Origin of the sequence: Paenibacillus sp. GD4, assembly GCF_030846225.1 — a bacterium.
Classification (GTDB): Bacteria; Bacillota; Bacilli; order Paenibacillales; family NBRC-103111; genus Paenibacillus_G; species Paenibacillus_G silviterrae.
The window spans coordinates 4,709,989-4,723,240 of record NZ_JAVCYK010000001.1 but is presented as its reverse complement, the minus strand read 5'-3'; the positions used below and the strand labels follow the sequence as shown (position 1 = coordinate 4,723,240).

12 protein-coding genes are annotated in these 13,252 nt (G+C 51.3%); 3 read left to right on the top strand and 9 right to left on the bottom strand.

Annotated features, from left to right (window positions below; genetic code table 11):
- Positions 1–38: 38 nt before the first annotated feature.
- Positions 39–1,763, bottom strand: coding sequence for an acetate--CoA ligase (gene acsA / locus RAC89_RS22325; protein ID WP_306615830.1), 1,725 nt, complete (start codon positions 1,761–1,763; stop codon positions 39–41).
- A gap of 170 nt (positions 1,764–1,933) precedes the next feature.
- Between acsA and RAC89_RS22320 the strand changes: the two genes are divergently transcribed.
- Both RAC89_RS22320 and RAC89_RS22315 read left to right on the top strand, forming a co-directional pair.
- The gene (locus tag RAC89_RS22320) at positions 1,934–2,566 is read left to right on the top strand and encodes a GNAT family N-acetyltransferase (protein ID WP_284638887.1); all 633 of its coding nucleotides are present in this window, start codon (positions 1,934–1,936) and stop codon (positions 2,564–2,566) included.
- Positions 2,567–2,582: 16 nt separating this feature from the next.
- The gene (locus RAC89_RS22315) at positions 2,583–3,761 is read left to right on the top strand and encodes an acetoin utilization protein AcuC (RefSeq protein WP_306615829.1); all 1,179 of its coding nucleotides are present in this window, start codon (positions 2,583–2,585) and stop codon (positions 3,759–3,761) included.
- Between the two features lie 37 nt (positions 3,762–3,798).
- On the opposite strand, the gene RAC89_RS22310 is transcribed toward RAC89_RS22315, so the two are convergent.
- The 6 genes from RAC89_RS22310 to RAC89_RS22285 form a co-directional block, all read right to left on the bottom strand.
- The gene (locus RAC89_RS22310; protein WP_306615828.1) at positions 3,799–4,257 is read right to left on the bottom strand and encodes a hypothetical protein; all 459 of its coding nucleotides are present in this window, start codon (positions 4,255–4,257) and stop codon (positions 3,799–3,801) included.
- 201 nt (positions 4,258–4,458) lie between these two features.
- Positions 4,459–5,844: a glycine--tRNA ligase gene (locus RAC89_RS22305; protein ID WP_306615827.1), complete on the bottom strand. Its 1,386-nt coding sequence runs from the start codon at positions 5,842–5,844 to the stop codon at positions 4,459–4,461.
- A 31-nt stretch (positions 5,845–5,875) separates the two neighbouring features.
- On the bottom strand, positions 5,876–6,577 hold the full coding sequence (locus RAC89_RS22300; protein WP_284638883.1) for a 5'-methylthioadenosine/adenosylhomocysteine nucleosidase: 702 nt from the start codon (positions 6,575–6,577) through the stop codon (positions 5,876–5,878).
- A 46-nt stretch (positions 6,578–6,623) separates the two neighbouring features.
- The gene (ccpA, locus tag RAC89_RS22295) at positions 6,624–7,637 is read right to left on the bottom strand and encodes a catabolite control protein A (RefSeq protein WP_306615826.1); all 1,014 of its coding nucleotides are present in this window, start codon (positions 7,635–7,637) and stop codon (positions 6,624–6,626) included.
- 151 nt (positions 7,638–7,788) lie between these two features.
- A complete protein-coding gene (locus RAC89_RS22290) occupies positions 7,789–8,205 on the bottom strand; it encodes a hypothetical protein (RefSeq protein WP_284638881.1) in 417 nt (138 codons plus the stop codon).
- 102 nt (positions 8,206–8,307) lie between these two features.
- On the bottom strand, positions 8,308–8,703 hold the full coding sequence (locus RAC89_RS22285; RefSeq protein WP_306615825.1) for a VanZ family protein: 396 nt from the start codon (positions 8,701–8,703) through the stop codon (positions 8,308–8,310).
- Positions 8,704–8,852: 149 nt separating this feature from the next.
- On the opposite strand from RAC89_RS22285, the gene RAC89_RS22280 reads away from it, so the two are divergent.
- Positions 8,853–9,377 carry a type 1 glutamine amidotransferase domain-containing protein gene (locus RAC89_RS22280; RefSeq protein ID WP_284638879.1) on the top strand — a complete coding sequence of 175 codons (525 nt, stop codon included), beginning with the start codon at positions 8,853–8,855 and terminating at the stop codon, positions 9,375–9,377.
- Between the two features lie 149 nt (positions 9,378–9,526).
- Here the strand turns inward: RAC89_RS22280 and ptsP are convergent, their stop codons facing one another.
- Together ptsP and RAC89_RS22270 are read right to left on the bottom strand one after the other, a co-directional pair.
- On the bottom strand, positions 9,527–11,293 hold the full coding sequence (ptsP, locus tag RAC89_RS22275) for a phosphoenolpyruvate--protein phosphotransferase (protein WP_306615824.1): 1,767 nt from the start codon (positions 11,291–11,293) through the stop codon (positions 9,527–9,529).
- The gene (locus RAC89_RS22270; protein ID WP_306615823.1) at positions 11,286–13,175 is read right to left on the bottom strand and encodes a glucose PTS transporter subunit IIA; all 1,890 of its coding nucleotides are present in this window, start codon (positions 13,173–13,175) and stop codon (positions 11,286–11,288) included. Before RAC89_RS22270 ends, ptsP begins: the two co-directional genes overlap by 8 nt.
- Positions 13,176–13,252: the final 77 nt, after the last annotated feature.

The window sequence follows — 13,252 nt, the reverse complement described above, 5'->3', positions numbered from 1 at the left end:
TTCTAAGTGACATCACTTAGCGAATCAGCCTTTTTCGATTAATCCTCTATGGTTGACAGATCGCCTGTCGGCAGATTAAGCTCCCAAGCCTTAAGTACACGGCGCATGATTTTCCCGCTTCGTGTCTTCGGCAGCTTATCCTTAAATTCAATTTCACGCGGAGCCGCGTGAGCCGATAGTCCTTCCTTCACGAACTTCGCAATATCCGCTTTAAGCTCATCGGATGGCGCATAGCCTTCACGCAGCGCGATAAACGCCTTGATGATTTCGCCCCGCATAGGATCAGGCTTTCCGATAACGCCTGCCTCAGCAACAGCCGGATGCTCCACCAGCTTGCTTTCTACTTCGAACGGACCTACCCTCTCTCCGGCTGTATTGATGACGTCATCAATACGGCCTTGGAACCAGAAGTATCCGTCAGCGTCCATATACGCAGAATCACCGGAGATGTACCAGCCCGGGATCCGGAAGTATTCTTCGTACTTTGCAGGATTTTTCCAAATCTTGCGCATCATCGAAGGCCAAGGTGTTTTCACGGCCAAGTTGCCCATGCGATATGGAGGAAGCACATTGCCGGCATCGTCAATGATCGCTGCATCCACCCCAGGGATCGGTTTACCCATCGAACCAGGCCGAATCGCCATAGCAGGATAATTACAGATCAGCTGACCCCCGGTCTCCGTCATCCACCAGGTATCATGAATTCGCTGCCCATACACCTTAAGTCCCCAGCGAACAACCTCAGGGTTCAGAGGCTCTCCGACGCTGAGCACATGACGCAGGCTGGAGAGATTAAATTGCTTGACTGCCTCGTCCCCTGCTCCCATCAGCATTCGGAATGCCGTAGGTGCGCTGTACCACACTGTAATGCTATATTTCTCAATGGTCCGGTACCAGTCCTGAGGACTGAAGCGGCCACCGCGAATGACATTCGTAGCCCCGTTCAGCCAAGGAGCGAAGATCCCGTAGGAGGTACCCGTTACCCAGCCTGGGTCGGCCGTACACCAGTACACATCGTCAGCCTGCAAATCCAGTACGACGCGCCCTGTATAGTAATGCTGCAGCATCGCGTTATGAACATGGAAAACCCCTTTGGGCTTCCCTGTCGAACCCGAGGTATAATGAATCAGCATCCCGTCTTCGCGGTCCACCCACTCGATAGCGAGTTCTTCCGATGCCTCTGCCATCTCTTTATGGAAATCAACCTGACCGGCTTGCAGCTCGATATCCTGACCTACCAGAATGATGTGCTTCAGATTCGGCAGCTCGCTTGCCGGTACGCGCGACAATAAGGCAGGTGTCGTTACGATCGCTACCGCTTCACTGTCCTCCAGACGGTCTTTCACCGCCGTTTCCATGAAAGCTTCAAACAAAGGACCGACTACCGCACCGATCTTAATCGCTCCCAGCAGAGCGAAGTAGAGCTCCGGTGTTCTCGGCATGAAGATGAACACCCGGTCCCCTTTCTCGATGCCCAGCTTACGAAGCACGTTCCCGAAACGATTCGAGCTGCGCTTCATCTGCTCATATGTATATTTCTCATCCCGGCGATCGTCACTATAATAGAGCGCGATCTTGTCCCGCAAAGCCCCTTCGGCATGGCGATCTATAGCCTCATAGGCCATGTTCACATTCCCTGTCTGAGACCAGGTGAACGTTTTTTCGATCTGTTCCCAGCTGAAATGGGCACGCTCTTCTTCATAATTTTTCATGTTGGGTGAGGCTGCAACAGGTGCAATACTTTCTACGTTTGCGTGATCCATCCTAGTTCTCCTCCGAATCGTAAAAATTTAACAATTTAAACGCTTACAAGTACAGTCCAATGAATGGTAAATAGAAAACCCTCATCATTATATCATAACCCTTCCGTTACGACTATTTTTTTGTTATTGTTATGATATTAACTTTTCAATAGGGAGACTTCATGCCATACATGGAACATAAGAAACTGTACCACTCCCTTTCTATTCCGCACGAGGGATCCGATATCATCGTGGAAGGTCCGGTGCCTCCTGAGCAGCTTCGAGCGTACGCAATGCATCCGGATCTTGATGCGTTTCGAAGGCCAAGGGAGCAATTCGAGGCTTTGATTGAAATTGCGGAGCTTCCGGAAGGCCGCATTATTTTGGCGCGTAAAGAGCGAGAGATTATCGGGTATGTCACTTTCCATTATGCGGATGAGCTGGAGCGCTGGTCGGAAGGACAAATGGAGGATTTGCTTGAGCTCGGCGCCATTGAAGTAGCTGATGCGTACCGGGGCTTGGGTCTTGGGAAAAAGATGATACGTCTGGCATTTGAAAAAGAACAGCTGGAAAATATGATCGTTTTTACGACGGAGTACTACTGGCATTGGGATTTGGAGAAAAGCGGATTATCCGTCTGGCAATACAGGGATATGATGGAAAAGCTGATGAAGTGTGTAGACATGGTTTGGTTCGCTACCGATGACCCGGAAATATGCTCGCATCCGGCCAATTGCCTTATGGTGCGGATCGGTAAGCACGTCCCGCTGTCCTCTGTCGAGAAGTTCGATCGTGTACGATTTCGTCAGCGCTTCATGTATTGATGGGGGCGAAAAAGCAATGATGCCGAAAGCACTTTTTATATACGATGAAAATGAAACAGCGTACCGATTTAACGATAACCATCCGTTTAATCAAAAAAGGCTAATGCTCACGGTTGATCTTCTAAGAACCGCCGGAGCACTGCATTCCGGCCAGCTCCTCGAGCCGATCAAAGCCAGCGAGGATCAGCTCCGGCTGATCCATAATCCCGAGTATATCGAGGCAGTCAAAAGCCTAAGCCACCCTTCGCCGGATGCCCAATGGGTAGCAATGGCCGGCCGGTATGGGTTGGATACAGAAGACACACCGTTCTTCCCTCACATGCATGAGGTGACATCCATGGTCGTAGGCGGCTCGATTGTCGCAGTGGATTCTGTTGTCCAAGGGAAGGCGCAGCATGCCCTGCATCTCGGGGGCGGCCTTCACCATGCGCTTCCCAACAAGGGAGCCGGATTTTGCGTATATAACGATGCCTCTGTAGCTATAGAGCATGCGAAGCAAGCTTACGGCGCCCGAGTGCTTTATATCGATACCGATGTTCATCACGGGGACGGCGTGCAATGGAGCTTTTACACCGATCCGGATGTATGTACCTTCTCCATTCATGAAACGGGCAAGTACTTATTTCCGGGTACGGGGGCTGTGAATGAACGCGGTGAAGGCAGCGGCTTCGGCACCTCTATTAATGTTCCCTTGGAACCGTATACAGAAGATGAATCGTGGCTGGAATGCTTTGAAGAGGTGCTGATAAGAGCGGCCAAGCAGTTTCAGCCGGATCTGATCGTTTCCCAGCACGGGTGCGATGCTCATGCGTATGATCCGCTTGCTCATATCCATTGCAGCATGACCGTGTACCGTGAAATGCCGCGAATCATTCATCGGCTCGCTCATGAGATTTGCGGCGGTCGTTGGGTCGCGCTGGGCGGAGGCGGCTATGACATTTGGCGAGTCGTTCCCCGGGCATGGAGCTTGTTATGGCTGGAGATGACCGATCATCCGCTCCTGCAGAAGCTGGAGCAACATCCGGAGCTTCCCCTCCCCCAAGAATGGGTCAATGCATGGCAAGCCCAAAGTGAGGAGGAATTGCCCGTAACGTGGCTTGATCCTACACATCAATGGGCGCCCATGCCTCGTCGTGCCGAGATCACGATGAAAAATCGTCAAAATAAAGAGCTTGCCTGTCTATATTTACCGTGAAAAATACCCGCCGCACTCTTCGTGCCAGCGGGTATTTTCATGTCCCCCTCTGTCTCAGGGCTCGGTACAATACGTATCCTAACAGAGCGCCGACACCGTAGGCAAACATCCCCAGCCAAACCGGTCCAAGCAATTTGCCGCCTAACGTGAAACTGCTGGAGTAAATGATCCCCACTGTACCAAAATAAGCACCCAGTACAAACGGCAGCGTAGCTGTGGATGGCAGCTGCCCCTTTGCGTCACGATAAGCGTCCCAGATCGCGAACATATAAACGCAAGGGTAAAACATTAACCACTCATAGTTCGTTCTGTCCACAGCCTCAGCGATCTGCCCCTGAAAGCTAAGCATAATCACCTCGTTCAAGCCCGAATAGACATTAATAAGAAATTCCAAAGCAATGAAAAGCAAGCCTTTCAAATACTTTCCGTTCAGAAGCTGTCCGAAACCGGGGAGGGCGATACTCCATAACACCTTGTCTGAGATCGTTTTGCTCACATAGATTCACATCATTTCTGGTTGACTAAGCATTTCGGGCGTTCCGGTAATGTGGTAATTTCATTAGTGAGCTTGCGTCTTTTTGTATCACTGCAATGTTATTAGGATGCAGTTAATTTACAGAAATATTCCTTATCTTAACGTTATTTTACAAAAAGAATGACCCATGGATAAAGGATCCACGGGTCATTTCATTTCTTATTAAAATTGGGTTTTGGCTTCAATAAATGCCTTCAATTCGCTGATCGGCATCCGTGTTTGCTCCATGGTATCGCGATCGCGCACCGTGACCTGGCCATCGGTTTCGGATTCGAAATCATATGTGATACAGAACGGAGTACCGATCTCATCATGACGGCGGTAACGTTTGCCGATAGAGCCGGATTCGTCGTAATCAACAAGGAAGTTTTGGGCCAAATCCTGGAATACCTTCTGTGCTCCCTCGGAGAGCTTCTTGGACAGCGGGAAGATCGCTGCCTTATAAGGAGCCAGTGCCGGGTGCAAATGCAAGACTGTCCGGCTGTCGTCGCCTTCCAGCTGCTGCTCCTCATAGGCATCGATAAGGAACGCCAACGTCACGCGGTCTGCACCAAGGGAAGGCTCGATACAGTAAGGAATGTATCGCTCATTTGTTTCCTGGTCGATATAGTTAAAATCTTCTCCGGAATGCTCCATATGCTGCTTGAGGTCATAATCCGTACGATCGGCAATGCCCCACAGCTCGCCCCATCCGAACGGGAAGCGATATTCGATATCCGTCGTTGCATTACTGTAATGAGACAGCTCGTCATCCGAGTGATCGCGAAGACGGATGCTGCCCTCCTTCATATTTAGCGAAAGCAGCCAGTCGCGGCAGAATCCGCGCCAAAACTCGAACCACTTCAGGTCCTCTCCCGGCTTGCAGAAAAATTCAAGCTCCATCTGCTCGAATTCGCGCGTACGGAACGTAAAGTTACCCGGAGTAATTTCGTTACGGAAGCTTTTACCGATTTGGCCGATACCGAAAGGAAGCTTCTTACGCATAGTCCGTTGAACGTTCTTGAAGTTTACAAAGATTCCCTGTGCCGTTTCCGGTCGCAAATACACCGTATTCGCCGACGACTCAGTCACACCCTGAAACGTCTTAAACATCAAGTTAAATTGGCGAATTTCCGTGTAATCGAAAGCTCCGCAATCTGGACAAACGATATGATGCTCACGAATCAGATCCATCATCTGATCGAAGCTCAGGCCGTCGACGACCATCTCGATGCCTTTGTCCGACAACGCGTTTTCAATGATCTTATCCGCACGGTGCCGCGACTTACATTGCTTGCAGTCAATCATCGGATCGTTGAAGTTTCCAACGTGACCTGATGCTACCCAAGCTTGGGGATTCATAAGAATGGCTGCGTCCAACCCGACATTGTATGGAGATTGCTGAATAAATTTTTTCCACCAGGCACGCTTGATGTTATTTTTTAATTCCACACCGAGAGGGCCGTAATCCCACGTATTGGCTAAACCGCCGTAAATTTCGGAGCCCGGAAAAATAAAGCCCCGGTGCTTCGCTAATGCCACAACCTGTTCCATCGTTACTGCTGTCATCTTGTCTGTTCTCTCCTTCAACTGATATGTACTACAGCTGTTTCAGCATTTGTTCTACGATCCGGTAGGAATTCTCCGATGCCTGCACCGTGAATTCCGCGAAATTAACATGAGCCGAGCCATCCGCCTTGTCGGACATGGAACGAATGATGACGAACGGGGTCCCGTTCATGGAGCACACCTGGGCAACAGCCGCTCCCTCCATCTCCGTGCAGGTCCCTTGCAGCTCCGAATACAGCTTGCCAACCGTCTCACGGCTCGCAATAAATTGATCTCCGGACAGCACCCGGCCTTCCTTGACCCGGTCCCCGAACAGCTCCTTGCTTACCTGTAATGCCAGCTTCCGCAGCTGCTCGTCCGCTACGAAGGTCGAGGTTTCCTCGTAAGGGATCGTCCCTCTAGGAAAGCCTAACGCCGTTACGTCCATATCATGCTGCAAGCACTCGTTGGATACAACAATATCTCCTACGTTAAGACCGGGATCCACTGCGCCGGCCACACCAGTGAACACAACGGCATCCACACCGAAGGTATCGACCAAAACCTGCGTAGTCACCGCAGCATTCACTTTGCCGACTCCAGACTTACAAAGCACGATCGATTTACCCAAAAACGTTCCTTCAAAGAAGGTAACCTTCGCTCTCGTCGTCTCCTTAACATCTTGCATGTGCTGATGAAACAGCTCGATCTCCTCTTTCATTGCACCGATAACCCCAATTTTGTGAAAAGCCAACGTGGCACCTCCTCAGTAGTCCCCTATGAAAAGAAAGTGGCTCATATCAACGATGAGCCACCGAGTTTCTATGAATGACCTCATGCGGTAACGTTACCTGCGTTAGTTCGGAAGCATCCTTCGTCTCCTTGTTCATGAGCTTCGTAAGAAGACGCATCGCTACGGCGCCGATATCATACATCGGCTGCGCTACCGTCGTCAGCTGCGGACGTACCATGGACGCCATACGGATGTTATCTACGCTGATAATGGAGATATCCCCAGGCACGTTTACGCCGTTGTCCTGAAGCGTATGAATCGCGCCAATCGCCATCTCGTCGTTGGCTGCGAAAATCGCCGTAGGACGGTCACTCAGCTCCAAGAAGTACTTGGTTGCATCCATACCGGACTCGTAGCGGTAGTTGCCGATCCGGATATATTCGTCACGGATAGCAAGCCCTGCATTCTCCATGGCTTTCCGGTAGCCCTGATAGCGGGAATAGCCGTTAGCCGGATCCTGCAGCGTACCCGAGATCATGGCAATCTTCTCGTGTCCGTTCTGAATCAATAAGGAAACCGCGTCGTAAGCCGCTTTCTCATGGTCAATATCCACCGAAGGAATGGAGCGCTTCTCGTCCGCCGTCGCACACAGAACAACCGGCACCGACGAGGTTTTGAACGCCTGAAGATGCTCGTCCGTAATCGCGCCGCCCATAAAGAGAAGACCGTCCACCTGCTTCTCCAGAAGCGTATTGATCACGCGGATCTCCTTATCCTTCTTCTTATCCGCATTACACAAAATAATATTGTAATGGTACATGTTAGCAATGTCTTCGATGCCGCGGGCGACCTCGGAGAAAATCGAATTCGAAATATCCGGAATAACAACGCCTACGGTTGTCGTCTTCTTACTTGCCAGCCCGCGAGCAACCGCATTCGGACGATAGCCAAGCCGTTCAATCGCTTCAAACACCTTTTTTCGAGTTTGCGGCTTCACGTTTGGATTGTTATTGACAACGCGTGATACGGTTGCCATGGAAACGCCTGCTTCTCTGGCTACATCATAAATGGTTACAGTCACGGTCATTCTCTCCAATGTAAAAAAATATAATGCGATCATGTCATTTAGCCTTATCATACGACAAAAAAACAGCTAAATCAATGAATATGGCCTTTATTATAAGTTATAGTATCAAATTATGGCAAAAAAGCCAACTGCAAAGCAGCGGCTTTCAGAAATCCTGCATCGTTAACGAGTGCTTGGTAATTTGGGACAGCCGTTTGCGGATGTCTTCCATCCATGGTTCATCGTTCAGCGATTGAGCAAGCAAGAGCAGATCCAACAGCTCGTTAATCCGTTCTTGAATGATGGACTCCACTGGATCGGCCGCTCTCTTTTTCTCCGTTACCTTGAGCATTAACAAAGCGATTTCGCTTACCTCTCCAAATTGAAGCTGCTTCTTCTCCGGCTTACTTCCAAGTGTTCCGATTAGCGCTGTCAGCTCCGGCTTCACCTCTGAAAAAACCTCACTCCGGTTGCACGAATCACAAGAGAACACAGGGACATTGTCGATTTCTACTTTGTTTTGATAGATTACAGTTCGAAGGCGAATGCTCATCTCGCTGCCGCATCTGCACTGCTTCTGCAACAATACCACTCCTTTGGGCGGGAAACAAAACCTTGACTGTGTAGAAATTCGATCTTTTGCTTCATTCTCCTGCTGCCCCGAGCCTAGCAATGTTTGCCACCGCTACAGCCTTCGAAATAAGCGGGTCACCGGCGGAATGGAGACAAACAGCATCGCAAGCGCCGCCCCGATTACATCATTGCGGATGTCCATCCAATCCGGCGTCCTTCCGGGGACGAAGCTTTGATGAAATTCGTCAGTCAAGCCGTAAAGGAAGCATAACAGCACGGCAAGCGCCTTGCTGAGAAAGGGACGTTGATTGTACTCCAATGCATAGAGGAAGGTTAGCGATAAGATAAAGTAGGATACAAAATGTCCCCAATCAAAACCCTCCATAAACGGCAGCCATTTTCGTATGCCATCCAGCCATCCGCCTAAGTCGTTTCCTGTTTTCGAGGAAAAATAATAGATAACCGCCATCCAAATCACGGCCGGAAGCCAGCGATATGCTTTTCGCATTGCTCTTGCTCCTTACTAATCGTATTTTTAGAATGCCCCTCCTTATATTCCCATGAACGCGGCCTTGTTGCAATCGTCAGATTCGCATCGGAGACGTTTGCCGTAGTATAATGGACAACGAATCGAACTCTATGGAGGAGGCTATGAACTTGAGACTTCAAGGAAAAAAGGTGCTCTGCATCGTCGATGAGGAATTCGAGGATCTGGAGCTTTGGTATCCGGTCTACCGCGCCATGGAGGAGGGTGCAGTCGTCCATATGGCCGGTGCGGAGAAGGGCAAATCCTACACGGGCAAATACGGCGTACCCGCCAAAGCGGAATATTCCTTCGATGAGATTGACAGCTCGCAGTATGACGGATTGCTCGTTCCTGGAGGCTGGGCCCCTGATAAGCTGCGCCGATACGGCAAGGTAATTCAGGTAGTCCAGGAAATGAACGCCGCCGGCAAGCCGATCGGACAAATCTGCCATGCCGGCTGGGTGCTGATCTCGGCCAAAATTTTGCAAGGACGCAAGGTCACCTCGACACCGGGCATTCGCGACGACATGGAGAATGCAGGAGCCGAGTGGTTGGACGAGGCTGTCGTTGTTGACGGAAACCTCATTTCCGCTCGCCGTCCGCCGGACCTGCCTCCGTATGGCAAGGCGTTCTGCGACGCATTAGCCGGTGAGTAAACGTGCATTGATAAAATATCCATAAGGAAGAACCCGGCCTAGAGGCCGGGTTCTTTCGTTACTTTGAGCGGCTGCATATTTTTGCAAAAGATCAACTTTTCCCCATAAATTCTATCAAACCAGATCTGATTTCTGCTTAGAATACCAGCTCAGCAGCATCCGCTCGCTGCAGGGGGTCCGCTCACTTCATCCACCATCCCGGCCTGCACGTACTTATTCAGCACATCCATGACCGCGGAGCTAGTGGGACAAACCGCCAGCTCGCTCCAAATCTTGGCGCTGTCGCTGCCTCGGCTCTGGATCAGACTGTTCTTAACCTTAAGAATCGATTGCACCGACATGCTCAGCTCCGTCACCCCGAGCGCCAGCCAGATCGGGAGTGCCCGAATATCCCCGGCCAGCTCCCCGCAAACACTCACATGGATGCCATGTCGCTTGGCACTCTCCAAGGTGAATTGCAGCATGCGCAAAACGGCGGGATGGAACGGATCGTACAGGTGCGCTACCGTTTCATTCATCCGGTCTACCGCCAATATATACTGTACCAGATCGTTCGTACCGATACTGAAGAAATCAACCTCTCGGGCCAGCAGATCGGAGATCATAACTGCAGCGGGCAATTCAATCATTATGCCCACCTCAATGTCCCGACAATAAGGAATTTGAGACGCTTCCAGCTCCCGCTTGACCTCGTCCAGAATTTCGTTGGCTCTTCGCAGCTCATCCAGCGAGGAGATCATCGGGTACATAATATGGATGTTTCCGTAGCTGCTAGCCCTAAGAATGGCCCGCAGCTGCGTTTTGAACAGATCCGTACGGTCAAGCGAAATCCGGATGGCCCGGTAGCCTAGGGAAGGATTCTCCTCCTCCGGCAGCGACAAGTAATCGAGATTCTTATCTCCGCCGATATCCAGCGTACGGATCACGATGCGTCTGCCCGCCAGCCGCTCCGCCACTTCTCGGTATACGTTGAACTGCTCCTCTTCCTCGGGGAAGGTATGGCGGTCCATATACAGAAATTCCGTACGGAACAGCCCTACGCCGGAGGCGCCGTTCTGTACGGCCCGTTCCGCCTCTCTGACGGAGCTGATATTCGCCGCCAGCTGCATGGAGAAGCCGTCCTCGGTTTGTGTCGGCACACAAACCAGCTTCTGCAGCTGCGCCCGAACCTCCAGCCACTCTTCCTTGCGTTTATTATACTCCTCAATGAGCTCTTCCGTCGGATTCACGTAAACGACGCCTTCGTCTCCGTCGATAATCAGAAAATCGCCCGATTGAATTTGCTCCTCCAGCTTGCCCTCGAGGCCAAGCACGTAGGGAACCCCCATGGCGCGTGCCATGATGGCCACATGCGACGTTTTGCCTCCAAGCATGGTGACCATGCCGAGCGCGTTCTGCGTGTCCAAATGGACCATCTGAGAAGGCTGCAGCTCCTTTGCTACAAGGATGTAGGGCTGGTCCTTCGGCGGCAGCGTCTCTTCCAGGGCGCCCAGCAGGTGCTTTAGCAGCCGGTTGCCCACATCCTTAATATCGAGCGCCCGCTCCTTCATGTACTGATCGTCCAGCAGATCGAACATGCCGACGAACTTCTCGATCGCTTCCTTTACCGCAACCTCCGCCGCCTTGTACTGCCGCTGCATAATCCCTTGAACCTCGCTCATGAAGACGGGATCCTCCAGAATCGCCAGATGCGCATCGAAAATTTGCGTTTGTTCTTCTCCCAGCACCCCGACAAATTCCTGCTTAATCTGTTCGATCTCATCCTTGGAATGACGGATTCCGTCATAAAGCCTTTCGAATTCAAAGGCAAGGTCTGCAACGTCAATCAATTTCTCGGGAAAATCCCACTCCCAGGTTGGAATAACGAAAGCTCTTCCCATCGCAATTCCTGATGATGCTCCGATCCCCTCAACCAAAAGCTTTCCCTCCCCCAGTGACGGCACTCTTTAGGACAACCGACATCACCGATGCCTGCCCTTTCTTGACTGCTTTATACGGCGCAAAGCTCATGGACTTGACCAAATCCCCATTCGTGATCAGCATGGGCGTTGCGAGTGAAGTACAATTTTTCTTAACCTTTTGGAGATTAAACTGGACGAGCAGCTGGCCCGGCTCCACCTGATCTCCTTCTTTTACATGCGCGGTAAAATATTTCCCTTGCAGCTGAGCGGTGTCGATGCCGATGTGCAGCAGCACCTGCAGCCCTTCCGCCGTTTCGATGCCAATGGCATGCAAGGTAGGATAGATATGAATGATCTTCCCTGCTACCGGAGAGACAAGCTCTCCCTTTTCGGGCATGAAGGCAACACCGTTTCCGACCAGCTTGCTTGCAAAGATTTTGTCCGGCACTTCCTCCAAAGGAATCATCCGGCCTTGCATCGGCGCGTGGAAGAGCACCTGCTGAATGTCCTTCCGAAACAGCTTCATAATTTCCTCGCGAATCAGCTCCGAATACGTGCCGAAGACGACCTGGACGTTCCCTCCGCCGAGACGAATGACTCCGGCGGCTCCAAGATGCTTCAGCGCCGTAATGTCGAGCTGCTTATCATTGACCAAGGTCAACCGCAGCCGGGTAATGCAGGCTTCCATCTGCTTGATGTTTTCCTTGCCTCCAAGCGCCTCGAGGATCAGTGGAGAACGGTAAGGAATATCACCGGCCCACTCCTCCAGGGGAGAGCCCTCCTCGCGGCCCGGGGTCGGAATTTGAAACCGCCGGATCGAAAAGCGGAACAAGAAATAGTAGCATAGACCGTATACCGCACCGATCGGGATCAACAGCCAGCCGTTCGTCGACAAATGAAAATTAATAATAAAGTCGATGGCTCCCGCCGAATAGGAAAACCCGTGATGAATATCCAGCGCATAAGCGAGCCACATGGCAAGACCCGATAAGACGGCATGCCCGATGAATAAATACGGCGCCACGAATAGAAAAGCAAATTCAATAGGCTCCGTAACCCCCGTTAGGAAGCAGCTGATCGCCGCGGTAAGGAAGGTTGCCTTAATCTTGGGTTTCAAGTCCTCACGGGCCTCCTGAATGATCGCCAGGGCAATCGCAGGCAGCGCGAACATCATGATCGGATACAACCCGGCCATATAGATGCCTGCCGAAGGGTCTCCGGCAAAGTAACGCGGAAGATCCCCGTAAACAGGATTCTCCTGGGTATCATAGGCTCCCAGCTGAAACCAAAAAAAGTTATTAAACACATGATGCAAGCCGGAAGGCACAAGGAGTCTGTGAATCAGCCCATATAAAAACGTACCGAAGCCGCCAAGTCCCAGGATGGCGTTGGATAACGCTTGCATTCCGAGCTCCAGCAGCGGCCCGACATATATCATGAACAGGCTTAAGACAAATATGGCAAACCCCATAACGATTGGAACAAGCCTGGGTCCACCAAAAAGCTGAATGTACTCCGGCAGACTTACATCCTTGCATTTATGATAGGCGATAGCCGCAAGCAATCCGATCAGGATACCGCCCGGTACTCCTAAATCAAAGGTATTGCCGAGAAAATGCTGAAGGACATAAGTGAACATGAAATGTCCGATCAGGGCGGACATCCCTGCAATACCGGCGCTCTCCGTCAAGCCAAGGGCTACGCCAACGGCAAAAATCAACGGCAGATAGGCAAATATCGTCGTACCTGAAAACAAAAAAATGTCGCCGACTTGCGACAGGCCAAGCTCCGCCCACGGCAGGTTCCCAAGGCGCAGCAAAATGGCCGCCACCGGCAGGGTGATGGTCGGCAGCATTAACGACCGTCCCAGCTGCTGTAAATTCCCCATCCAGTTCAAATGTGGCGCTCCTCCCTTCTATAGTCGATGGTAAAGCTTGTCGCGCCTTTTGTCAAAGAAAAAACGGCGGGCCGCTG

Coding starts and splice junctions, on each gene's coding strand:
- RAC89_RS22285 (WP_306615825.1), bottom strand. CDS start 8,703: ATGCGAAAAGCATATCGCTGGCTTCCGGCCGTGATTTGGATGGCGGTT.
- RAC89_RS22320 (WP_284638887.1), top strand. CDS start 1,934: ATGGAACATAAGAAACTGTACCACTCCCTTTCTATTCCGCACGAGGGA.
- RAC89_RS22315 (WP_306615829.1), top strand. CDS start 2,583: ATGATGCCGAAAGCACTTTTTATATACGATGAAAATGAAACAGCGTAC.
- RAC89_RS22305 (WP_306615827.1), bottom strand. CDS start 5,844: ATGACAGCAGTAACGATGGAACAGGTTGTGGCATTAGCGAAGCACCGG.
- acsA (WP_306615830.1), bottom strand. CDS start 1,763: ATGGATCACGCAAACGTAGAAAGTATTGCACCTGTTGCAGCCTCACCC.